This is a genomic window from Qipengyuania vulgaris (genome assembly GCF_009827325.1).
GTDB lineage: Bacteria > Pseudomonadota > Alphaproteobacteria > Sphingomonadales > Sphingomonadaceae > Qipengyuania > Qipengyuania vulgaris.
Genome location: NZ_WTYC01000001.1, coordinates 862,734 through 885,269, shown reverse-complemented (window position 1 = coordinate 885,269; position 22,536 = coordinate 862,734). Strand labels below are relative to the sequence as shown.

The 22,536-nt window shown below is 60.8% G+C and carries 19 protein-coding genes; 15 read left to right on the top strand and 4 right to left on the bottom strand.

Going from position 1 to position 22,536, the window contains the following annotated elements; translation table 11 throughout:
* Positions 1-2,154 carry a tetratricopeptide repeat protein gene (locus GRI69_RS04240; protein WP_160726961.1) on the top strand — a complete coding sequence of 718 codons (2,154 nt, stop codon included), beginning with the start codon at positions 1-3 and terminating at the stop codon, positions 2,152-2,154.
* A gap of 90 nt (positions 2,155-2,244) precedes the next feature.
* Here GRI69_RS04240 and GRI69_RS04235 read toward each other — a convergent pair whose 3' ends face one another.
* Entirely contained in the window at positions 2,245-3,294 is a 1,050-nt protein-coding gene (locus tag GRI69_RS04235; protein ID WP_160726960.1) for a copper resistance protein B, read from the bottom strand.
* Positions 3,291-4,979: a copper resistance system multicopper oxidase gene (locus tag GRI69_RS04230; RefSeq protein WP_160726959.1), complete on the bottom strand. Its 1,689-nt coding sequence runs from the start codon at positions 4,977-4,979 to the stop codon at positions 3,291-3,293. Before GRI69_RS04230 ends, GRI69_RS04235 begins: the two co-directional genes overlap by 4 nt.
* A 75-nt stretch (positions 4,980-5,054) precedes the next feature.
* Between GRI69_RS04230 and GRI69_RS04225 the strand changes: the two genes are divergently transcribed.
* The 4 genes from GRI69_RS04225 to GRI69_RS04210 are packed head-to-tail and all read left to right on the top strand — an operon-like array spanning position 5,055 to position 7,176.
* Positions 5,055-5,327: a metal-sensitive transcriptional regulator gene (locus GRI69_RS04225; protein ID WP_160726958.1), complete on the top strand. Its 273-nt coding sequence runs from the start codon at positions 5,055-5,057 to the stop codon at positions 5,325-5,327.
* A gap of 56 nt (positions 5,328-5,383) precedes the next feature.
* Positions 5,384-5,923 carry a DUF2231 domain-containing protein gene (locus GRI69_RS04220; protein WP_160726957.1) on the top strand — a complete coding sequence of 180 codons (540 nt, stop codon included), beginning with the start codon at positions 5,384-5,386 and terminating at the stop codon, positions 5,921-5,923.
* A 15-nt stretch (positions 5,924-5,938) separates the two neighbouring features.
* A complete protein-coding gene (locus GRI69_RS04215) occupies positions 5,939-6,418 on the top strand; it encodes a DUF411 domain-containing protein (protein ID WP_160726956.1) in 480 nt (159 codons plus the stop codon).
* Positions 6,419-6,444: 26 nt separating this feature from the next.
* Positions 6,445-7,176, top strand: a complete 732-nt coding sequence (locus GRI69_RS04210; protein ID WP_160727045.1) for a glutaredoxin family protein — start codon at positions 6,445-6,447, stop codon at positions 7,174-7,176.
* Here the strand turns inward: GRI69_RS04210 and GRI69_RS04205 are convergent.
* Positions 7,118-7,798: a DUF305 domain-containing protein gene (locus tag GRI69_RS04205; RefSeq protein WP_237452914.1), complete on the bottom strand. Its 681-nt coding sequence runs from the start codon at positions 7,796-7,798 to the stop codon at positions 7,118-7,120. The genes GRI69_RS04210 and GRI69_RS04205 overlap by 59 nt on opposite strands.
* 179 nt (positions 7,799-7,977) lie before the next feature.
* Between GRI69_RS04205 and GRI69_RS04200 the strand changes: the two genes are divergently transcribed.
* The 8 genes from GRI69_RS04200 (at position 7,978) to GRI69_RS04165 (ending at position 18,316) form a co-directional block, all read left to right on the top strand.
* Positions 7,978-9,435: a cytochrome ubiquinol oxidase subunit I gene (locus tag GRI69_RS04200; RefSeq protein ID WP_160726955.1), complete on the top strand. Its 1,458-nt coding sequence runs from the start codon at positions 7,978-7,980 to the stop codon at positions 9,433-9,435.
* A complete protein-coding gene (gene cydB / locus GRI69_RS04195; protein WP_160726954.1) occupies positions 9,425-10,432 on the top strand; it encodes a cytochrome d ubiquinol oxidase subunit II in 1,008 nt (335 codons plus the stop codon). Before GRI69_RS04200 ends, cydB begins: the two co-directional genes overlap by 11 nt.
* Complete coding sequence (locus GRI69_RS04190; protein WP_160726953.1) at positions 10,432-10,554, top strand: DUF2474 domain-containing protein; 123 nt, start codon at positions 10,432-10,434, stop codon at positions 10,552-10,554. Before cydB ends, GRI69_RS04190 begins: the two co-directional genes overlap by 1 nt.
* Positions 10,555-10,687: 133 nt before the next feature.
* Entirely contained in the window at positions 10,688-12,112 is a 1,425-nt protein-coding gene (locus tag GRI69_RS04185; RefSeq protein ID WP_160726952.1) for an aldehyde dehydrogenase family protein, read from the top strand.
* 42 nt (positions 12,113-12,154) lie between these two features.
* The gene (locus GRI69_RS04180; protein ID WP_160726951.1) at positions 12,155-15,712 is read left to right on the top strand and encodes a hydantoinase B/oxoprolinase family protein; all 3,558 of its coding nucleotides are present in this window, start codon (positions 12,155-12,157) and stop codon (positions 15,710-15,712) included.
* Positions 15,709-16,380, top strand: coding sequence for a DUF969 domain-containing protein (locus GRI69_RS04175; protein WP_160726950.1), 672 nt, complete (start codon positions 15,709-15,711; stop codon positions 16,378-16,380). Before GRI69_RS04180 ends, GRI69_RS04175 begins: the two co-directional genes overlap by 4 nt.
* Positions 16,377-17,327, top strand: coding sequence for a 5-oxoproline transporter, DUF979 family subunit (locus GRI69_RS04170; RefSeq protein WP_160726949.1), 951 nt, complete (start codon positions 16,377-16,379; stop codon positions 17,325-17,327). The genes GRI69_RS04175 and GRI69_RS04170 overlap by 4 nt, the downstream gene beginning before the upstream one ends.
* Positions 17,318-18,316, top strand: coding sequence for a DUF2891 domain-containing protein (locus GRI69_RS04165; RefSeq protein ID WP_337191019.1), 999 nt, complete (start codon positions 17,318-17,320; stop codon positions 18,314-18,316). Before GRI69_RS04170 ends, GRI69_RS04165 begins: the two co-directional genes overlap by 10 nt.
* On the opposite strand, the gene GRI69_RS04160 is transcribed toward GRI69_RS04165, so the two are convergent.
* On the bottom strand, positions 18,313-20,379 hold the full coding sequence (locus GRI69_RS04160) for a glycoside hydrolase family 3 C-terminal domain-containing protein (RefSeq protein ID WP_160726947.1): 2,067 nt from the start codon (positions 20,377-20,379) through the stop codon (positions 18,313-18,315). The two genes, GRI69_RS04165 and GRI69_RS04160, sit on opposite strands and share 4 nt — an antisense overlap.
* Positions 20,380-20,644: 265 nt before the next feature.
* On the opposite strand from GRI69_RS04160, the gene GRI69_RS04155 reads away from it, so the two are divergent.
* Complete coding sequence (locus GRI69_RS04155) at positions 20,645-21,616, top strand: ArsR/SmtB family transcription factor (RefSeq protein ID WP_160726946.1); 972 nt, start codon at positions 20,645-20,647, stop codon at positions 21,614-21,616.
* Positions 21,613-22,533 carry a methylenetetrahydrofolate reductase gene (gene metF, locus GRI69_RS04150; protein WP_202391802.1) on the top strand — a complete coding sequence of 307 codons (921 nt, stop codon included), beginning with the start codon at positions 21,613-21,615 and terminating at the stop codon, positions 22,531-22,533. Before GRI69_RS04155 ends, metF begins: the two co-directional genes overlap by 4 nt.
* Positions 22,534-22,536: the final 3 nt, after the last annotated feature.

The following is a 22,536-nucleotide window of genomic DNA, read 5'->3' as shown; positions in this document are numbered from 1 at the left end:
ATGGCGGACCTCGTAATCCAGTTTCAGGAGGTCTTCGATCCCGCTCCGATGGCGGAGGTCGCGGTCAGTACCGAGCGTGGGCTTCCGACGCTCACCGCCACGGGGAACGGTGATTGCCCGCGTTTTGAAATCACGCTTCCTCCGGGGATGTCGGCCCCCTTGGGGGCACGGGTCCAAAATGAACACGCATTCCGAATGTCACTTGCCGGATCAGCGGTCTTACAAGAAGAGCATCTTGCGGTCCCCGATGCCCTCCGGGATTTGATCGAGACCGTGCGGATCGAGCCCGACGCACCGGTGGGTTCTGTGCTGGTGATCGAGCTGTCACAGAACGGCCGAGCCCACCCTGTTTCTTCCGCCGATCCATCGAAGATCATGTTCGAATTCACTGGGCCCAGCTGTTCCGCTGCGCCGCAGACCGCCGGGAATGCGACGCTGCTTGCGCCGGTGGATGCCGGTGTACAGAGCGAGCTGCTGGACCGGGCCGAAGAGCATATCAGGAATGGCGACGATGCCGCTGCCAATCTGCTGATTGCGCAAATTCTTGCAGGCGGAGAGGGGCCTCACTCGCCCCGAGCCCGCGAATTGTCGGGCATGCTTGCAGAGCGGGCTGGTCGTACTGCTGAAGCCCGCGCAATTTTCGATGCCTTCATCGCCGATTATCCCGACCACGATGCCGTGCCGCGGATCAAAATGCGGCTGGGGTCTTTGGGCGAGGCTTCCGCGGGGGAAACGTCAGGACAGCCCGAAATAGTTGGCTCGCAGGTTGCCCCGGACACACCAGAAGCACCATGGCGAACTTCGGTACGGGGATATTTCTCGCAATTCTACATTCGGGATCGCAGCCGGGCTGCGATCCGGGACAGTTCGGGTACGTTCGCACCGGGCTTCATCGACCGGCGCGTCAATGTCGACGAGATCTTGACTGTCGCCGATACCACTGTCGTCGCCACGAATGGCACGACCTCCATCGAATCTCGGGCGAGTGCAGGATACGTTGCGGAATTCAGGCCGGTGCAATTGACCGGATCGGATCGCAATCAGGGCTCCTACGCCCTGCTCGATCAGCTTTACGTTTCGCTTGCCCTGCAAGGGTCCGATCACCGGATGACGATCGGGCGTCAAAAGGAATACGGGCTTGGCATCTTCGGGAGGTTTGATGGGGTGTCTGCCAAGACCACGCTGTCATCGGGATTTTCCGTTCGCGGCGCTTTCGGCGCGTCGGTCTGGTCTGAACGGCAGACCACGATCAACGACAGGCAGACATTCTACGCGATCGGGGCGGACTATTCGCACAATGAGGGAAGACTGGAGGCCAGCGTTTACTGGTTCGACCAGCGCGCCTCAGGCGTAACGGACCGGCAGGCGATCGGCGGACAAATTCGCGTGCGCGGGGACAAGTGGCATGTCGATGGCCTGATCGATTACGACCTTGCTTTCGATACGCTCAACGCAGCCTATCTTCGGGGCACCCTCGCCTTGGAGAATGGGGCGTTGGCGTCCATCGCTGGAACGATACAGCACTACCCGACGCTATCCCTGACCAATGCCATCATCGGGCAGGTGCGACCGAGGCTGGACACGATCCTGGCGCTCGAACCGCTGGAAACAGTGCGCGAGGTATCACGCGACCGCACGTTGCAGATGCGCTCGCTGAGCGCGTCCTTCACCACGCCGGTTGGCGAGAGCTGGCGATTATCAGGCGAGATCGAAGTTTCCTCGCTTTCGGGCGATCCGGGCTCTCTGGGAGTGCCAGCCTATCTTGCCAGCGGAACCGAAGTGCGGGTCAGTGCGCAGGGGATCGCATCGAACCTGTTCCGGCAACGTGATACATTGGTGGGCCTGTTCACGGTCACGGACCGCGAGAGATCGCAGATCAAGTCGGCTGATTTCTATTATCGTTTCCCGCTGGGATCGGAGGCCTATGTCGCGCCGCGGATTAGCGTGGCGCATCGGAACCAGAAGGTGGGAAACGGGTCCGACACCACATTTTACCCGTCGCTCAAGGCTGCGTGGCAGGTGTCTCCACAGGTGGAGCTGCAAGCTCAGCTGGGCTATATTCTACGGGACGAGCGATATATAAATTATGACTGGACAGGCGAGCGCGAAGAAAGAAGCTTTGTTGCCCAAGTCGGATATACACTACGCTTCTGAAGTATATGCGCATTCGAGGAGTCCTGCAGGGCTGCCGTTAAGGCCACCCCGCCATGACTTGTTCGACCGCCGAGAGATACTTCGACCTGGTCAGAACCAGGCGCGCAGACCGATCAGTGCCTTGATCGCATCGGGGTCTTCGCCGCGAAGGCGTGCAAGTTCCGCTGTATCGCCGACCTTCGCTTCGTACTCTACGCCCACATAGGGCGCGAATTCCTTCGCGATTTCATATCGGAGACGAAGGCCCGGCTCCACGTTGCTTATACCGGCACCGACTTCCCTTTCCGGAATATCTTGGGCTGAGAGCTCGACTTCGATACGAGGCTGGAGAATCAGACGCTGTGTTATCCTCTGGTCGTATTCGGCTTCCACGCGCGCGGTGAGATCTCCCTTGTCGGAGATGAACATGGCTCCATCGATATGGAACATATAGGGCGCGAGGCCTTGGATGCCGATTGCCAGGTGGCTACGATTGTCGGGCTCCGGATCGAAGCGTACCCCCGTCTGCAAATCGAAGAACGGACCGATGGCGCGGCTGTAGAGTGCCTGCACTTCTGCATGTTCCAGAGCGCCGCCGAATTCTCCTTCGCCCTCGGTCTTGAGGACGAAACGGTTGATGTCGCCGCCATACCAGGCTTGCGCATCCCACAAATAGCCATCTTCGCCGCTATCGGTGGCCAGCCGCGCCTCAAGCCGTTCGACGAGGACCATTCCTGTGGCCATTCTGCCATGTTCACGCGCCAGCTGCGAACGCGCGGACGCCATCTGCTCGCTTCCCCAGACCGCGTCGGCTGCGTGCCGGGGGCCTTCGAGCGCGCGCAGCGGGACCGCAGTTTCCGGAGCGGCAGCATTAGCCGATTTGTCAGTCACCTCGCCGTGCTCAGCGTGATCAATGGTGCCATGATTTCCATGGTCCATACCGTCAGGCATACCGTCGGTCGTTGGATCGGCGGTAGTTGGGTCGGCGGTAGTTGCGTCGCCTTCAGGTTCATCGATCGGCGGACATTGCTCCGGCGGCAGGTGGCCCATTGCGCAATGGTCCATTGCGGGCGGTGTCGCTTCTTTGTGAGATGCATGGTCCTGAGCATTCAGGGGAGAGACCACCAGCATCGCGCCCACGAGGAACGAAGCTCGGATCATACCGGTTTTCCGTCGGGGAACGGGCGGACCGTCACCACCTGCATCATCCCTGCGTGCATGTGGTATAGAAGGTGACAGTGAAATGCCCAGTCGCCCGGCTCGTTCGCCGTGAGATCGAAAGTGGCAGTACCGCCGGGTTGTACGACTACCGTATGCTTCAGTGGCTGATGCATGTGTTCTGCGCCGTTCACCAGTTCGAAGAAGTGGCCGTGAAGATGAATCGGATGGGCCATCATGGTCTGGTTGACCAGCTTGACTCTAACGCGTTCGTCATAGCCAAACCGGATCGGCTCGTCGGTGACGGCAGAGAATTTCTTGCCGTCAAATGACCACATGTAGCGTTCCATATTCCCGGTGAGGTGAATTTCCATCTCCCGGTCGATCTTGCGGTGGGGGTTCATCCGCTTCGCTTTGAGGTCAGTGTAACGCAGCACCCGGTGATCGACCTTGTCGAGACCGAGGCCCGGAAAATCCATCCGGTCCATAGGCATTGGCGCGATCATATCGACACCCGGGCCCGCCTCGACATCGCCGGGCAGTTTCGAGGTGTCGCGCATGGAGTGGCCCATTTCGTTCACGCCTTCCATGCCGCCATGATCCATCATGCCCATGTCGATCATGGTGAGGGTCGGGATATCACGCAGTGCCGGAGCTGTGGCGATGTGACCGGCATGGCTCGTCAGGCTGGCGAGACCCATCCCGCTGCGGTCCATGGCTTCCGCCACAATCGCGTGGCTGCCAGCGGGCGGCGAAACGATTACGTCGTAGGTTTCTGCGACGCCGATCTGGAACTCGTCGACTTCAACATCGTCTACGTCTTGCCCGTCAGCCTGGATGATCGTCATCGGCACTCCGGGAATGCGCAGATTGAAGAAGGTCATCGCCGAACCGTTGATCACGCGCAGCCGCACGCGATCTCCCGGATTGAAAGCCAGTTCCAGATTGTCTTCCGGACCATGGCCGTTCACGAGAAATGTATAGGTGCTGCCCGTTACGTCGGAAATGTCGCGCGGATTCATGCGCATTCGGCCCCACATGCGGCGCATCTCGCCCGACATCTCTCCTTCAGTGGCTGTCAGCATGTCACGCTGAAAGTAATGTTCCCCGACCTTGAGCTTTCGCATGATGTCGTGTGGGTGCATTGGGGTGAATTCGGAAAGCAGAACAACATAGTCCCGGTCGTACCGGGGGTCGGGCGTCGCACTCTCGACGATGATCGGGCCATAGTGGCCGGCCTGCTCCTGCAACCCCGAATGCGAATGCCACCAATATGTGCCGCTCTGGCGAATCGGGAATTCGTAACTGAAGCGCTCGCCTGGCCGAATGCCTGGAAAGCTTACGCCGGGGACGCCGTCGAACTGGAAGGGCAGCAGCAGGCCGTGCCAGTGGATCGAGCTGCCCTCGTCTAGATTGTTGGTCACATTCAGGCGTGCCATCTGGCCTTCGCGCAGGCGGATCAGCGGCCCGGGTACCGTTCCGTTCACCGCGATAGCGTGTCCTGATCGGCCACCGGTATTGAAATGGTGGTTGCCGATTGCGAGTTCGATATTTTCGCCGGAAACCTCCCCGAAACCCTTCTTCGCGTCCGTTACTGACAAACCCCTTGCCCATGCAGGCATGGGGAGGGCGCTGGCTGCTGCCAAAGCTGCGGTACTTTTGATCAGGTGGCGGCGAGAAAAGGTCATCGGGACTTTTACATTGTTGATCGGTCGAACCAGCCTCTATATACCCCCCTAGGGTATTTCAAGCAGGATTCGAGTATGAGCGACGCGAAAAGCGCAAAAATCAACCGACTTAACCGGATCGCCGGCCAGGTCAGGGGAGTCGCGCAGATGGTCAATGACGATCGCTACTGCATGGAAATCCTGCATCAGATACAGGCAGTGAAATCGGCACTCGCCAAGGTCGAAAGCCAGGTTTTGAAGGATCATGCGGCGTGCTGCGTTGCCGAGGCTATCGCAAGCGGCGACGAAACGATGCAACGTGAAAAGTTCGAGGAACTTGTGTCGCTGTTCGAGAAGGCCAAGCGGTGATCGCTGCGTTTCGTCTCATGGTTGCTTTACTGATGCTCGCCGTAGGACAACCGCTCATGGCGCATGGTAAGGAGAGCCACGGGACCGAGGTAGAAAATCCTACCGTAAACGGCATGCCCGCGGCCGGCGACAAGATCGGAGCATCGCAGAACGCATTGGATCGAGACCGTCCGGTTTCACAGCACGAAGTAACTGACACCTCGATCTGGACGAGCCTCCACCCGGCGATGGTTCATTTCCCGATCGGTTTGCTTTTGGCGGCCACGCTGGCGGAGTTGATTGGCCTTGCCCGCCCTTCGAACCGGCTGACAGCAGCAGTTTCGGTGATGACCTGGGGTGGAGCGGCAGGAGCGGTAGTCGCAGTGATCTTCGGCTGGATCCATACCGGTCTTTGGCTTGGCGGTGATGCGACAATGCATTGGCATCGCTGGACAGGCACTGGCCTAGCGGTCGCAGCGATTGCAGCGGTGGTGCTTGAACGCCGATCTGATCGCAGATCTTTCCGCGTCATGCTGCTTCTTATCGCAGCGGTCCTGTGCGCGCAGGGTTATTGGGGCGGTGAACTCGCCCATGGGCCCAACCATTTAAGTTTATAGGAAGAGGAGAATTCCATGCTTCATATTCTACGCACTGCCATTGCTCGTCGCTCGCTAGCGGGAGCGATGTTGATGGGCGTCGCGCTCTCCGCCTGCGCGGCTCAGGCGGCAACCTATACCATGTATCGCGATCCGAATTGCGGATGCTGTCTCGCATGGGCGGATCACATGGAGCAGGGAGACAAAAACGTCGTCGAGACGATCGATCATCCGGATATGATGTCGATCAAGACGCAGAACGGTGTGCCGGACGATTTGCGTTCCTGCCATACTATGATCGCCGACGGATACGTCATCGAAGGGCATGTTCCTGCTGCGGATGTCGAGCGTCTCCTTGCCGAGCGCCCCGACGGTGTGACGGGCCTCGCTGTCGCCGGGATGCCGATGGGTTCACCGGGGATGGAGCATGGGGACCATCGCCAGGCCTTCGAGGTAATCGCCTTCGGTCCTGATGGCCGCAGCGTGTGGGCCAGCTATCCGGGGAGCGCCTCGTGAGCGCAAAGACGGCAACTGTCTACCGGATGGTCATGCCGGGACATCTCTGTCCCTACGGATTGAAGACGGTCGACCTTCTCAAAAGGGAAGGTTTTTCGGTCGACGATCATCATCTCGAGAGTCGGGAAGATACCGATGCCTTCAAGGAAAAGCATGGGGTCTCGACCACGCCGCAAACCTTTATCGACGGAAAGCGCGTTGGAGGGTACGAGGAGCTGCGCGCGTTTCTCGGAAAATCCCGCAGTCAACCGAAGGAAGGCGAGACGAGCTATCAGCCCGTTCTGGCGATCTTCGGCGTTGCCTTCCTGCTCGGCCTTGCGATCAGTTGGTATGTCTTCGGCACCGTCTTCACCATCCAGGCGGTCGAATGGTTTGTAAGCCTGTCGATGGCACTGCTCGCAATACAGAAACTGCAGGACGTCCGCAGTTTCTCGACGATGTTCCTGAACTACGATCTCCTGGCCCGGCGCTGGGTTCGCTACGGTTACGTCTACCCGTTCGGGGAAGCATTGGCGGGGGTTCTGATGGTGGCGCATGCCCTGCCGATCATATCAGTTCCGGTAGCGCTGTTCATCGGCACGGTCGGCGCAGTCAGCGTCTTCAAGGCGGTTTATATAGACAAGCGCGAGCTGAAATGCGCTTGCGTGGGCGGCAACAGCAATGTGCCACTCGGCTTCGTTTCGCTCACCGAGAACCTCTTCATGATTGGTATGGGCCTGTGGATGGGAGCGAAGGAACTGGGCTGGATCGCGATCTAATCATCGCGGGGAATCCAGTTCCTCGCGCATTTCCGGCGTGATCTTTCTTCCGACCGCGGCTTCGGCTTCCGCCTGCAGTTGGGGCGTCAAGGCTGCGGTACGGGGAGGCAGGGGGCGCTCCGTCCCCCAGCTTGCCGTTCGTCTCGATGTCTTCGAGCAGCAATTCCATCTGTGCGATTTCCTTGACCTGCGCCTCGATGATTGCATCGGCAAGTTCACGCACGCGGGGATCCGAGATTTCGGCGCGGCGGCTTGTCAGCACGGCGATTGAGTTATGCGGTATCATTGCCTTCATGAAGGCTTGGTCGTCGACGGTCGTCTGGCTGCGGGCGAGGAAAAGGAAAATCAGAAAACCGGCAGCTGCCGCGCACATGACCAGAACCTTGGTGGCAAGTCTGCGATACATGCCCCACATGAAACCGAGCATGATGATGATCATCGCCATGCCCATCATCAGGGCCATCCACATGCGGGTCTGGCTGAACCAGACGTGCCCGGTCTCGTAAACGTTCGAATATTTGAGAACGAACATCGTTACGATAGACGTAGCGATCATGGCTGCAAATGTTGACCATCTGCCTTGATGGCGCTGGTGCTGCGAACTGGTTTCGTAAGATTTCATTCGAACCTCCTCACCTGCAACTACACCCGAGCCGATTGGCTCGTTCCGAAATGGCGTATGGCAAATAACCAGTCGTGAAAGGCAACTCGCAAGCGGAACCTTGTCAAGCATGCATCAAAGCGAATAGCTGTTCGAAGCTTCGCACTTCGTATCCCGCAAGAGTTTGCTACTAGTCTTTCATGTTCGATCAAATCGACGCTCTGCTGCTGGCCCGCATTCAGTTTGCCTTTACGGTCAGCTTCCATTTCATCTTTCCGGCTTTCTCCATCGGACTGGCCAGCTATCTCGCGGTGCTCGAAGGGCTATGGCTCAAGACCGGCAGGCAGCTTTATCTCGACCTGTTCAAATACTGGCTGAAGATTTTCGCGATCACATTCGCGATGGGCGTCGTGTCCGGGATCGTGATGAGTTACCAGTTCGGCACCAACTGGTCGAAATTCTCGGATATCGCAGGGCCGGTTATCGGCCCGCTCATGGCTTACGAAGTGCTGACCGCTTTCTTCCTCGAGGCAGGTTTCCTGGGGGTCATGCTGTTCGGCATGAACCGGGTCGGGAAGAAGCTGCATTTCGCCGCGACGCTGATGGTGGCGGTGGGCACCTTCATCAGCGCGTTCTGGATCCTGTCGGTCAACAGCTGGATGCAGACCCCGGTCGGTTACGAAATCGGGGCAAACGGACAATACCTGCCCGGCGACAGCTGGTGGAATATCGTGTTCAATCCGAGCTTCCCCTATCGCCTCGTTCACACGGTCATCGCCGCCTATCTCACCACTGCCTTTGTGGTGGGCGGGGTTGGCGCATGGCACCTGCTGAAGGACCGCGCAAACCTCCATGCGCGCAAGATGTTTTCCATGGCGATGTGGATGGCGGCGATCGTCGCTCCGATCCAGATATTCGCGGGCGACATGCACGGGCTGAATACGCTCGAGCACCAGCCGCAGAAAGTCATGGCGATGGAGGGGCATTTCGACAGCCACCCTGATGGTGCGCCGCTGATCCTGTTCGGCATTCCGAACAGCGAAGAGAAGCGTGTGGACTACGCGATCGAGATTCCGAAGGCTTCCTCGCTCATTCTCAAACACGACCTGAATGCTCCGCTGGCCGGGCTGGACACGATACCGGACGATGAAGAACCGCCCGTCGGCATCGTCTTCTGGTCGTTCCGGATCATGGTCGGCATCGGCTTCGCCATGCTGGGACTTGGAATGTGGAGCCTGTTCGCGCGGTTTCGGAAGAAGCTCTACGACTGGCGCACACTGCACCGCGCGGCACTGGTCATGGCGCCCAGCGGCTTCGTTGCTGTCCTCGCAGGCTGGATCACTACCGAGGTCGGCCGCCAGCCCTATGTCATCTACAATTTGTTACGAACGGCTGATGCGGCAAGCCCACTCGATGCGCCGGCCGTGGGGGCCTCGCTACTCGCCTTCGTCATCGTCTACTTCGTCGTGTTCGGTGCGGGGGTCTGGTACATCCTTCACCTGATGCACAAACCGCCACACACGGGCGAGTATGGTGTGAAGCGCGGCGAAAAGGGGCCGATCCGGACTGCGGGCATCATGCCTGGGCCGACCCAGAACCCGGGTTCCGATCCCGACACCCTGCCGCGCGACCACGAGGAGGCGACCGATGGCCGTTAACGTCGATCTCACCGTCATCTGGGCGTTCATCATTGCCTTTGCCGTGTTTGCCTATGTCGTGATGGACGGCTTCGATCTCGGCATCGGGATACTCTTCCCGACTTTCGAGGTGGGGCCGGAACGCGACCGTGCGATGAATTCGATCGCGCCGGTCTGGGACGGTAACGAGACCTGGCTGGTGCTGGGTGGGGGAGGCCTGTTTGCGGCTTTTCCACTGGCATACGCCGTCATCCTTCCTGCAACCTATCCGCTGATCATCGCCATGCTTCTGGGCCTCGTGTTTCGCGGCGTGGCGTTCGAATACCGGTGGCGTGATCCCGGCCACCGGCGATACTGGGACGCGGCCTTCACTGGGGGTAGCCTGGTGGCCGCGATGGCGCAGGGCATGACACTGGGCGCCTTGCTGCAGGGTATCGAAGTGGTTGACCGCTCCTATGCGGGAAGCTGGTTCGACTGGTTCACTCCCTATACCTTGCTGACCGGGTTCGGCACGGTCGCGGGCTATGCGCTGCTCGGGGCGACATGGCTGGTCTGGAAACTCGAAGGCGACAGCCAGAACCACGCGCGCAAGATGGCCAAGCGCGCGGCCTGGGCGACCTTCATCCTGATGGGCGGTGTCAGCCTCTACAATCTCGGCCTGCGTCCGGAATATGCCGAACGCTGGCTGACCGCACCGGAAATCTATTTCGCTGCTCCCGTACCGATCCTGACCGGCATCATCGCGCTGGCCCTGCTACGCGCCCTCTCGGTCGAACGGCATAGCAAGCCCTTCTGGCTGAGCCTGGCACTGTTCTTCTTCGGCATGGCGGGACTCGGTGTAACGATGTGGCCGAACGTCGTACCGCCGTCCGTGACTATCTGGGATGCCGCAGCGCCCGAACGAAGCCAGGTTTTCATGCTGATCGGAGTTGCGATTACCCTGCCGTTGATCATCGCCTACACCGTCTGGGCCTATTGGGTCTTCCGCGGGAAGGTCGCGGACGAGGGCTATCATTGATGACGCGGCCTGAAGAGAAACCACTCTGGCAAAGGCTGGGCTGGATGGCCGGCATCTGGCTCGCCAGTGTCGCCGTCCTTGGTGTGGTGGCGCTGCTGATCCGAACCTGGCTCGGCCTCTGATCGTCGCGGGTCAGCCAGGCTGGGGTGGCCGCCAGTCAGGCTTCGATGCTTCGCATGTTGATTGGAGTTTGTGATTCTGCGGCGAACCATTACGTTTCTCTCCGCAACCGAATCTGCACGCGAGGAGAGACCCATGACGAAGACCTATGCCAACCTGATAGACGGCGAATTGGTTACTGCCGGACAGACGTTCGAAGTCGTGAACCCGGCTAACGAGCAGGTCGTGGGTCTTGCACCCGCTTGCGGCAAGGAGGAACTCGACCGCGCAGTCTCGGCCGCCCGGCGCGCATTCAAGATCTGGCGCAAGACCAGCTCGGAAGAGCGCCAGAAGGTCGTGCAGGGCATCGCCGGAGTGATCAAGGAAAACGCCGACGAACTGTTCCGCCTGCTGACCACCGAACAGGGGAAGCCGCATGCGCAGGCGCAGCAGGAGATTTACGGCGCTGCCGGACTGGCCGTAGCGCAATCGACGCTCACGCTCGACGATGTGATCAATCAGGATGACGACACACGCCTCAGCCGTACGCGCCGCGTACCGGTTGGCGTAGTCGGCGGCATTGTGCCGTGGAACTTCCCCGTCATGATGGCGATCCAGAAAATCGTGCCCGCACTGATTTCTGGGTGCACCATCGTGCTGAAGCCATCGCCCTTCACGCCGCTTACCACCTTGCGCATTGCAGAATTGATCAAGGACGTTGTGCCGGCCGGAACGGTCAATATCATCACCGGCCCCGACGAACTCGGCCCGCTCATTACCGAGCATCCCGATATCGACAAGATCACTTTCACCGGCTCCACGGCGACAGGCAGGAAGATCATGGAAGGCGCAGCGGGCGATCTGAAGCGCATCACGCTGGAACTGGGCGGCAACGACGCCTCGATCGTGCTGCCCGATGCCGATGTCGAAAAGGTGGCCGAACAACTTTTCTGGTCTAGCTTTTCCAATGCCGGGCAGATCTGCGTTGCTGCCAAACGCATCTACATCCACGAAGATATCTATGACGACCTTTCCAGGGCCATTGCCGAATACGCCAAAACTGTGGTCGTGGGTGACGGATCGCAGCAGGGTACCGGCGTCGGTCCGATCCAGAACAAGAAGCAGTTCGACCGCGTGTGCGAATTGATCCAGGATGCCAAGGACAAGGGCTATGAATTCCTGACCGGCGGTGACGTCGATCCCTCCGGCACGGGCTACTACGTGCCGATCACCATCCTCGATAATCCGCCCGAAGATGCGCGCATCGTGGCAGAAGAACAGTTCGGACCGGTTATGCCGCTGATGAAGTTCGCCTCGGTGGAAGAAGCCATCGAACGGGCGAACAACTCCGAATATGGCCTCGCCGGTGCAGTCTGGACCAAGGATACCGACAAGGGCGTGGAAATTGCCGAACAGCTCGAAACGGGTACGGTGTGGATCAACGAATTCCTTCACATTTCGCCGCTGGCGCCGTTCGGCGGACACAAGCAGTCGGGCTTCGGCGCTGAGTACGGGGTCGATGGATTGAAGGAATTCACCTATCCTCAGGTCATCACCATAAAGCGCGACGCCAGGGTCTGATCTTCCCTTGCATGGGTCTCGCGCGCGCCTAGGGTGCGCGCGATGACCGACCAACAAGCTGCATGGCGCTTCGCGATCGATCGCGGAGGTACGTTCACCGATGTCGTAGCCACCACGCCCGATGGGCGGCTGGTGACCGACAAGCTCCTGAGCGAAAACCCCGAGCATTACCGCGACGCAGCAAGCGAAGCGGTGCGGCGGCTCATGGGGCAGCACGGCACGGGTCCGATCGCGGAACTGCGGATCGGTACAACCGTCGCAACCAATGCCCTGCTCGAGCGCAAGGGAGAGCGGCTGGCGCTGGCGATCACCCGCGGTTTTGGCGATGCGCTGCGGATCGGCACGCAGGCTCGGCCCGATATTTTCGCGCGGCATATCGTACTGCCCGAACAATTGTCCGCGACGGTGGTAGAGGTCGACGAACGCGTAGGCGTCGATGGCGAAGTGATCACACCTCTCGATGAAGACGCGGTTCGGCGCGACTTCGAAGCGCTTCGCGGCGAGGGCTTCGATGCCCTCGCCATCGTCCTGATGCACGGCTGGAAGTATCGCGACCACGAGGAACGTCTCGCCCGGATCGCGCGCGAAATCGGTTTTGCGCAGGTCAGCGTCAGTCACGAAGTCGCGCCATTGATCAAGCTCGTTCCGCGCGGCGATACCACCGTGGTCGATGCCTATCTCTCGCCGGTGCTCAAGCGCTACACCGACACCTTGCGTGCCGCGCTGCCAGAGGCGGATCGCCTGCGTTTCATGCAGTCGAATGGCGGTCTCGCAGAGGTTGGGGCTTTCCGGGGCAAGGATGCCATCCTGTCAGGGCCTGCTGGCGGCGTGGTCGGCATGGTCGCCGCTTCCGAGCCGCTGGGGCACTCCAAGCTCATCGGGTTCGACATGGGCGGTACGAGTACCGATGTCGCGCACTACGCCGGCGACTACGAACTGACGGGGGACAGTGTCGTCGCGGGTGTGCGCGTCGCTGCGCCGATGATGCAGATTCACACTGTTGCCGCTGGCGGCGGTTCGATCTGCAGCTTCGACGGCGCGCGCTTCCGTGTCGGACCGGAAAGCGCCGGGGCCGATCCGGGGCCCGCGTGCTATCGAAAGGGCGGCGCGCTCACGGTCACCGACTGCAACCTGTTTCTTGGCCGTATCGATCCGGTCTTTTTCCCGAGTGTGTTCGGTCGCGACGGTGACCAGCCGCTTGACCCGAAGGCGGCGCGCGGGCGTTTGGAAGAAGTTGCCGCATCGCTGCCGGAACCCAAGCCACTCGACGAAATTGCGAGGGGTTTCATCGCCATCGCGGTAGACAATATGGCCAATGCCATCCGCAAGATCAGCGTGGCGCGAGGGCATGACGTGACCACCTATGCGCTTGCCTGTTTCGGCGGAGCGGGCGGCCAGCACGCCTGCAAGGTCGCGGACGAGCTGGGCATAGAGACGGTCCTGGTCCATCCACTAGCAGGCATCCTCTCGGCCTACGGAATCGGCCTCGCCCCGGTGAAGGCAATCCGCGAGGTAAGCCTCGTCAGGCCGCTGACCGGCGACTTCTCTCAGGACCTGGCATCGCTCCAAGGACAGGCACTTGAAGCTTTGACCGCGCAGGGCATCGAGGCCGAGACGGTCAAGCTGGAAAGTCGCGCGCGCCTGCGCTTCCAAGGCAGCGATTCCATGCTGACCGTCGAGGTTGGCGAGGTAGACACAATGGACGAAGCGTTCCGACTGCTCCACCGCCAGCGCTTCGGTTACTCCGATGCCGAGGCTCCGATCGTGCTGGAAGCGCTCAGCGTGGAAGCCAGCGGAATTTCCGGAGGTCTCGCCACGGCCCAGGCCGATCCGGTTTCGATTGGCGGCGAGGCAAGCGGAACATGGCGCACGCTCGCTCGCGCAGAAATGGGCGAGGGCGAGGAAATTTTCGGCCCGGCCCTGATCGTCGATCCCGGCTCGACTACCGTGATCGAGCCCGCATGGCAGGCACGATTGGCGGAAGAGGGCTCTCTCGTCCTGACCCGCTTCGAGCCGCTTGAACGCGACCGCGCGGTCGGTACCGAAGTCGACCCTGTCCGGCTCGAGATTTTCAACAATCTCTTCATGGCGATTGCCGAGGAAATGGGCGTGGTGCTCCAGTCCACGGCGACATCGGTCAATATCAAGGAGCGGCTCGATTTCTCCTGTGCCCTGTTCGACGCGCAGGGAAGCCTGATCGCCAATGCGCCGCACATCCCCGTCCACCTGGGTTCGATGGGCGACAGTATTGCCCGCGCTATCGAGGCTCGCGGCGCAAAGCGCGACGGCCGCGGCTTCAAACGGGGCGATGCCTATTTGCTCAATGATCCATTTCGCGGCGGCACGCACCTGCCCGACATCACCGTGATCGTGCCGGTCTTCTATGGAGAAGACGGCGAAGAACCGGACGCCTTCGTTGCTGCGCGAGGACACCATGCGGATATCGGCGGTATCGCACCCGGGTCCATGCCGCCGGAAAGCCGTACGATCGAGGAGGAAGGTGTCATGATCGACAATCTCCTCATGGTCGATGAAGGCGCATTCTGCGAAACAGCGGTGCGCGAGGCTCTCGCTTCCGCCAAGTACCCTGCGCGCAATCCTGACCGCAATTTGTCCGATCTGCGCGCCCAGCTTGCTGCCTGCACCCGCGGAACGGAACTTTTGCAAGGCGCAGCGCGCGATCAGGGCGCGGAAGTCGTCGCAGCCTATATGGACCACGTGCTTGCCAACGCCGAAGAGAGCGTGCGCCGCCTGCTAGGCCGCCTCGATGATGGCAGCTTCGCCTACGAGATGGATAATGGCGCGACTGTGAGGGTGGCGATCACGATAGACCGCCAAACGCGATCGGCAGTCTTCGATTTCACCGGCACCAGCGATCAACTGGCTGGAAATTTCAACGCGCCCCGATCGATCACACGGGCCGCGGCGCTCTATGTCCTGCGCACCTTGATCGACGACCAGATACCGATGAACGATGGCTGCCTGCGCCCGGTCGAGCTGGTGGTGCCCGAAGGATCGATGCTGAACCCGCGTCCCGGCGCGGCCGTGGTGGCTGGCAATGTCGAGACCAGCCAGGTCGTAACCGACACGCTCTTTGCAGCGACCGGTAAACTCGCACCGAGCCAGGGGACGATGAACAATTTCACCTTCGGCAATGACCGCCACCAGTATTACGAAACGATCTGCGGCGGTTCGGGTGCAGGGCCGGATCACGACGGCACAAGCGCGGTGCAGACACATATGACGAACAGCCGCCTGACCGACCCCGAGATTCTCGAGTCACGCCTACCGGTAAGGCTCGAAAGCTTCGCCATCCGGCGCGGTTCCGGTGGTGATGGCGCACACCGCGGCGGAGACGGGGTCGAGCGCCGCGTCACTTTCCTCGAGGACATGCGGGCGAACATGCTGGCCAACCGGCGCACGATCGCCCCGCGCGGCATCAATGGCGGCGGCGATGCCCAGCCGGGCCGCAACTGGGTCGAACGCAAGGATGGCACGCGCGAAGAGTTGACGGCGACCGATTCTGCCGAGATGCAGCCTGGTGACACCTTCGTCATCCTGACGCCCGGTGGGGGCGGGTTCGGAGAGGCAATCGAATGAATTACTGGCCCTTGCTGGGCATCGCGCTGGTTGTGATTGGCTTTGCGCTGCGCTTCAATCCGCTGTTCGTCGTGGTCGGCTCGGCACTCGCAACGGGTCTCTTGGCAGGCCTCGATTTCGTCGCCGTGATCGAGGCGCTGGGCCGGGCATTCAACGACAATCGCTATATCTCGGTAACCTGGATCATCCTGCCCGTGATCGGATTGCTTGAAAGGTATGGGCTGCAACAGCGCGCGCGGGCGGTGATCGAAAGCGTCCGCGGCGCCACCATGGGCAAGCTGCTGACCTTCTACCTGCTTTTCCGCCAGCTGACCGCTGCGCTCGGCATGAAGGATATTGGCGGCCATCCTCAGGCGGTTCGTCCACTGGTCGCGCCGATGGCCGAAGCGGCGGCGGAAAAATCGCACGGCAGGCTGGCGGAAGACGACCGCGAGAAGGTGCTCGCCATGTCCGCTGCAACCGACAATGTCGGGCTGTTCTTCGGCGAGGACATCTTCTTCGCCATCGCCTCGATCCTGCTGATTCAGGGTGTCTTCGAAAGCTACGGTTACCCGCTCACGCCGCTGCAGCTTTCCGTCTGGGCGATCCCGACCGCAATCTGTGCCTTCATCATTCACAGCTGGCGAATCCGCGCCCTCGACCGGAAACTGGGGAGGGCCGCGAAGTGATCACCTATGAATGGCTCTATATCCTTGCGGGCGTTTTTTTCGCGATCTGGTCGCTGCTCAGCCTGCGCAACAGGTTGGTCGGCAATGCCGCGTTTTGGGGATTGCTTTCGGCGAGTTTCCTCCTTGGCAGCCATCTGTCCGACCTCGCGAATGGCTTGCTGGTACTGGCACTGGTCGCGATCGCCGGTGTGGGAGGGCTGAAGCGAAGCGATCCTGCCACCACCGGTATCGAAGATCGCGCCAAGGCATCCAGGGCGCTCGGTAACAAGCTGTTCGTCCCTGCTCTCATCGTGCCGCTCACCGCGGTCGCGGGTACGCTGCTCTATAACTACACACCCCTCAGCGAGACCGGCCTGTTCGAACCGCGGCGCGAGACATTGATCCTGTTCGGCGTCGGTGTCCTGATCGCGCTGGTCGTGGCCATGGTATGGTTGAAGCCCCCGCTGCTGGCGCCAGCCGAAGAGGGGCGACGCCTGCTGGATTCGATCGGCTGGGCCGCCATATTGCCTCAGATGCTGGCAGCTCTCGGCGCGGTCTTCGCGCTGGCCGGAGTGGGAGAGATAATCGGCGGGGTCGCTGCGGACCTCATCCCCGATGGCAGCATTTTCCTGACCGTCATCGTCTTCACCCTGGGCATGGCGCTTTTCACAATGATCATGGGCAACGCGTTTGCCGCATTTCCCGTGATGGCAGCGGCAATCGGCATTCCGCTGCTGGTGGAGACCTATGGCGGCAATCCGGCTGTCATCGGAGCGGTGGGAATGCTCGCGGGATTCTGCGGCACATTGATGACCCCCATGGCTGCCAATTTCAATATCGTACCCGCAGCTCTGCTCGAACTGAAGGATCAGAACGCCGTGATCCGCCAGCAGATCGGCACGGCCATCCCTCTCTGGCTATGCAATGTCGCGATCATTTACTTTGGGGCATTCATATTGTGGAATTGACGCAAGGTATCGCCCGCGCTTTTGCGCGCATCGCTCTCGGCCATGTGGGACAGGAATTTCCCCACAAGCTCGACCATGTGATGGCCAGCGAGGCGGATGTGCGGCCACCGCGGACGCTGCACCCGGTCTTTTTCGGCAGTTTCGACTGGCACAGCTGTGTCCACGGCTGGTGGACGCTGCTGACGCTGCGCCGGAAGTTCCCCGACATGCCCGAAGCCCACGAGATCGAAACGCTTGCCGAAGAAACTTTCACCGCGGAAAAACTGCGCATCGAACTGGCCTATCTCCAGCGGCCCGAAGCGCGCGGCTTCGAGCGTCCTTATGGCTGGGCATGGCTGCTCTTCCTGCACCACGAAGCCGAGCGGCATGGCGATCGCGAATGGGCCGCGAAGATGGAGCCGCTCGCTCGTGCGATCGCTGCGCGGATGGAAGATTACCTTCGCATCCTGACTTATCCGATCACCGTTGGCACGCACTTCAACACGGGTTTTGCCCTTCTGCTGGCACGTGCCTGGGCCGAAAGGCGGGATGTGAAATTGCTATCGGTCATCGACGAGTGGGCGCTTGCCGCTTTTGGCCAGCGGCAAGCCTATTCGGGTTGGGAGCCTGGCGGAGACGAATTTCTTTCGCCCGCACTTTCCGCTGCCATGTTGATGAGCAGGGTCATGCCGCACGGCCTGTTCGTTCCGTGGTTCGAAAAGCTGGTGCTCGAAAACGGCTGGCTGGCCCGCGAGTGCGTGCCTGTCACTGTCTCCGATCGTAGTGACGGCAAGATCGCGCACCTGGATGGCCTCAACCTCAGCCGGTCGTGGGCGCTGCGGGAGATTGCTTCCGCCATGGGACCGCACGAAGCTCGGGAAATGCTGGAAAACCGTGCGTCGGACCATCTGGCAGCGGCAATCGACCATGTCACGGGCGATTATGCCGGCGAACACTGGCTGGCGAGCTTTGCATTGCTTGTGTTGCTGGATGAGGACGGGCGGCGCTAGGCACTCCTGAGAGTGCCAAATGCACCTAGAGTCGGGCTCGGGTGTATGCCTTGTGCTGTCATGGCGCGGGCCATCTGCTCAGAAAGCGTGATCCTGCCGGCAATTCCCCTCTCGCTGCTCAGGCCAAGAAAAACATCGAAGGTTCCCCCTTCGATCCGGAAGCTGCCATCGGGCTGATGTGCTCCCAGTTCCTCCCGGCCGATTTCGATGGTGAGGGTTTCTCGTTCGCCTGGCCGAAGCCGCACTCGCTGGAAATCGGCGAGAGGCATGTGCTTCGATGGCACCCCGTCGTCCACCGTACGGCGCGCGATGTAGAGTTGAACGGTTTCAGTCCCTTCGCAAGTTCCCGTGTTGTGAAGCTGGGCGATGGCATAGAAACGGTCCCGCCCCAATTCGATAGTGAAGTCGGTGAGGGCAAAGTCGGCATACGTATGGCCGTGGCCGAAGGGGAGCATGACTGCCCCGTCGGGCGAAAATATTCCCATGGACAGTTTACCGCTGGGAGAAGATTCGGCGGTCAGCAACTCTGCAATGGCGTGGCCACTCATCGTGCCCAACTGGCCGGCATGCAGGATGCAGGGGAGGGATCGTCCCGAAATCCGCGGATCGATCGGCCGCGGCCCCATGGTCACCAGCACCAGCCGCGGATTGGCGGCAGACAGCGCGTACATCAGTTGCTCGTTCGCTTCTCCGAGTTCGCCGGAGGCGGTGCCGGCGAGAGCCAGCACGACCGTTCCCGCCCGTTTCGCCGCTTCTATCGCCATCCCGATCGCCATGCGGTCGGCGGCAATCATGTCTCCCGGCGCCGTTCCGCCGCCGCGCAACGCAAGGCCCGATACATAGCGATGCGGCACGCCGAGTTGTTCAAACCCGTCGATAATGCTTGCTGCGATACCTTCTCTGCCGGCGAGCGGTGCCGATCGATCGGAGGCGGCGGGACCCACCAGAAGTATATCCCCTGCATCGATCCCCAGCGGCAGCAATGGCGGCTCGTTACGGAGAAGTACGGGGGATCGCCGCGCGAGTTCGAGTGCGATTTCGCGATTGTGAATCGGAGTGGGCAAGGTGCTGGCCTGCCGGGGCAGGCTGGAGGACAAGGCTGCTCTAAGCAGGCCAAGACGGAATTTTGCGCGCAGTACTCGTGAGACCATGGAATCAAGACGCTCTGAAGAAATCAGCCCCTGATCGATTGCAGACACCAGCAAATCCGCCGACATGCCTTCGCGCAGGCCCGCAATTTCGGAAGCCGTCAGTTCGCCTGCAAGCTCGTCCCATTCGCTAAGCCATATGCCGTCGAAGCCCCCCGGCCCTTTCAGGAATCCAAAGGCCATGTCCACTTCACGCTTCGTATCACCGTCTGTGGCGCCGATGGCAATCGACCCGACATTTGCGTCCCTGATAGCGGCGAGCGCAATCTCCAGCGCTCTCGTCGGCCAAACCGCATTGCCTTCCTTTCCACGGCTTGCAACGACCGCCGAAAGATCCAGGCAGGAGAGCAGGGTGAAGGCGCCCCTCGTGTCCGCCTGCTGCAATCCGCGGATCCGTGCCGCAGCTATGCTTGCGGCCAAGTGCGTATCCTGCCCGCACGTGTCCGCAGGCGCCTCACGCGCATTGCTCAGAATGACCTCGGGGCTAAATGCCCAGTTTATGCCGCGCTGATCGGCTTCCTGCGCAATGGCGGCTTCCGAAGCTTCGATGGCATTCATATCCCAGCTGGAGCTTCCGGCGAATGCCGTGGGAAAGATCGTATCGATTCCGGTCCCGGTTTCTGCCGGGAAGAGTAGAGGAATGCCGAGACGCGACTGGGTCTGGGCGACATTCTGGAAATAGTCGGCCTGTTCGTGATTTTGGATTCCGCTGATTGATCCAATCCGTCCCGCGCGAACCTCAGTCGCGAGCCGCTCCATTTCACCTTGATCGTCGGCAGGGGGAGCAGGCCGCATCGTCAACTGTCCGGCCTTTTCCAGCGGAGACATGTAGACCAGGAGATCGGCGATCAGCCGCTGGCATTCCGTATCTGTCGCAGGCTGGATCATCAGATCCTCGCTCGGATAGCCAGGCATGCGGGAGCGATGCGGAGTGATGTCCGGCTTCGATTGCGCACGTTGCCTCCATCTAGCTGCGCCCGGACTCAGCTGTTCGTCCGGGGGCGAAACCCGTGGTTGGATGACCGCGAGGCGCTGAGTCCTTGCGGGCGATACGCAAGGGTGGGAGAAAATGGTGAATATCCGGTAAGCGAGAGCCCGAAACACCAGTTCGCACCAAGGCAAGCAATGCTTTGCCATCCATCGTTTACGGATATAAAAATATCTTTATATGTTCCCGGCGATGCGTACCGAAGTCATCTTTCGTGCCTTGGCGGATCCGACGCGGCTGCGGATCATGCGGCTTCTCGGTTCGATGGAGCTGGCGGTTGGTGAAATTGCGCAGGTACTCGGCCAAAGCCAGCCGCGCGTTTCACGCCATGTGGGCATACTGTGCGATGCCGGGCTTGCGGAGCGTCGACGCGAGGGGAGCTGGATTTTCCTGCGCGCCCGGGGTGATGGCGAAGACGCGCCCGCAATCCGTTCCGATCTCGGCCAGTTTCTCGCCCGGTTCGAAACGTTCGACACGGCTTTTGGTGAACAATGCGAAGGCGATCGTCGAAGGCTTTCGGAGATCCGTGCGTCTCGCGAAGCGCAGGCGCAGGAGTATTTCGCCGATCATGCCCACGACTGGGATGAACTGCGGCGTCTTCACTCTTCCGATGAACTGGTCGAAGAGGCACTCGCCAAGGCGCTCGGCGAAACAACGCTGGGCCGCCTGCTCGATATCGGCACAGGTACGGGGCGCATGGCCGAACTTTTCGCGGAAAAGGCAGACCACATCGTCGCTCTGGACAAGAGCCTCGCCATGCTGCGGCTGGCCCGGGCCAAGCTGCAGCACCTGCCTGCCGCGCGGGTCGAGGTCATACAGGGGGACTTTGCAAGCCTGCCCTTTGCGCCCGACAGTTTCGACACCGTCCTGTTTCACCAGGTCCTGCATTTTGCGACCAGTCCGGCAGCCGCGTTGTGCGAAGCGGCGAGGGTGACGCGGGCAGGAGGGCGAATTGCGATTGTCGACTTTGCCGCTCATCAGCGGGAGGAGCTTCGCGAGAAGCACGCCCACGCTAGGTTGGGTTTCGCCGACGGGCATATGCATGAGCTACTTGATGATGCGGGTTTCGATCCGCGAGAACCGATCTCGCTCGACGATGGTGAGATCGGCGTGAAAATCTGGGTGTGCAACCGCCGCCGCGGTTCGGAAAGGACAGTTGGATGAGCCCCACTCTCGATCAGATGCGCGAAGCGCAGCGGGCATTGGAAAGACCGCTTTTCTCCGGTCTGCCCGGCGATATCGAGGTCAGCTTCGAATTCTTCCCGCCGAAAACCGAGAAAATGGGCGAGACTCTTTGGCAAAGCGTCGAAACCCTGGCTCCGTTGAATCCCCGCTTTCTCTCGGTAACCTACGGAGCGGGTGGTTCGACCCGCGAACGCACCCATCAGGCGGTTCGGCGCATCGTGAACGAAACGGCAATTCCCGCCGCAGCTCACCTGACATGCGTCGACGCGACCCGTGAGGAAGTCGATCAGGTAGCCCGGGAATATTGGGAGGAGGGCGTGCGCCATATCGTGGCCCTGCGCGGCGATGCGCCCAGTGGCTCGCAAGGGTATGCTCCGCATCCGGGTGGCTACGAAAATGCTGCCGACCTGATTGCCGGTCTGAAGAAAATCGCCGATTTCGAAATCTCGGTTGCCGCCTATCCCGAGGTGCATCCGGACTCGTCGGACCGGCAGACAGACCTCGATAACCTCAAGCGCAAGTTCGATGCGGGTGCGACACGCGCCATTACCCAGTTCTTCTTCGAGCCGGAATGCTTCTTCGACTTTCGCGACAAGACGGCTGCTGCCGGAATCGAGGGCGAGATCGTTCCTGGTATCATGCCGGTCCTGAGTTTCGCGGCGGTCCAGCGCATGTCCGGCCTTTGCGGTACGGCCATTCCCGAGTGGATGGGAGGCTTGTTCGACGGCCTGGATGAGAGACCCGAGGCGCGCCAGCTCGTCAGCGCCACTATTGCCGCTGAAATGTGCCGCCGTCTCTATGCGGGCGGCGTCCGGCAGTTCCATTTCTACACCCTCAACCGCGCCGAGCTGAGCTATGCGATCTGTCACATGCTCGGCCTGCGCCCGAAAGCGTAAAGC

Coding starts and splice junctions, on each gene's coding strand:
- GRI69_RS04215 (WP_160726956.1), top strand. CDS start 5,939: ATGCTTCATATTCTACGCACTGCCATTGCTCGTCGCTCGCTAGCGGGA.
- GRI69_RS04240 (WP_160726961.1), top strand. CDS start 1: ATGGCGGACCTCGTAATCCAGTTTCAGGAGGTCTTCGATCCCGCTCCG.
- GRI69_RS04235 (WP_160726960.1), bottom strand. CDS start 3,294: ATGATCCGAGCTTCGTTCCTCGTGGGCGCGATGCTGGTGGTCTCTCCC.
- GRI69_RS04200 (WP_160726955.1), top strand. CDS start 7,978: ATGTTCGATCAAATCGACGCTCTGCTGCTGGCCCGCATTCAGTTTGCC.
- GRI69_RS04160 (WP_160726947.1), bottom strand. CDS start 20,379: ATGCCTGGCTATCCGAGCGAGGATCTGATGATCCAGCCTGCGACAGAT.
- GRI69_RS04205 (WP_237452914.1), bottom strand. CDS start 7,798: ATGAAATCTTACGAAACCAGTTCGCAGCACCAGCGCCATCAAGGCAGA.
- GRI69_RS04155 (WP_160726946.1), top strand. CDS start 20,645: ATGCGTACCGAAGTCATCTTTCGTGCCTTGGCGGATCCGACGCGGCTG.
- cydB (WP_160726954.1), top strand. CDS start 9,425: ATGGCCGTTAACGTCGATCTCACCGTCATCTGGGCGTTCATCATTGCC.
- GRI69_RS04180 (WP_160726951.1), top strand. CDS start 12,155: ATGACCGACCAACAAGCTGCATGGCGCTTCGCGATCGATCGCGGAGGT.
- GRI69_RS04190 (WP_160726953.1), top strand. CDS start 10,432: ATGACGCGGCCTGAAGAGAAACCACTCTGGCAAAGGCTGGGCTGGATG.
- metF (WP_202391802.1), top strand. CDS start 21,613: ATGAGCCCCACTCTCGATCAGATGCGCGAAGCGCAGCGGGCATTGGAA.
- GRI69_RS04175 (WP_160726950.1), top strand. CDS start 15,709: ATGAATTACTGGCCCTTGCTGGGCATCGCGCTGGTTGTGATTGGCTTT.
- GRI69_RS04225 (WP_160726958.1), top strand. CDS start 5,055: ATGAGCGACGCGAAAAGCGCAAAAATCAACCGACTTAACCGGATCGCC.
- GRI69_RS04210 (WP_160727045.1), top strand. CDS start 6,445: ATGGTCATGCCGGGACATCTCTGTCCCTACGGATTGAAGACGGTCGAC.
- GRI69_RS04185 (WP_160726952.1), top strand. CDS start 10,688: ATGACGAAGACCTATGCCAACCTGATAGACGGCGAATTGGTTACTGCC.
- GRI69_RS04230 (WP_160726959.1), bottom strand. CDS start 4,979: ATGACCTTTTCTCGCCGCCACCTGATCAAAAGTACCGCAGCTTTGGCA.
- GRI69_RS04220 (WP_160726957.1), top strand. CDS start 5,384: ATGGCGCATGGTAAGGAGAGCCACGGGACCGAGGTAGAAAATCCTACC.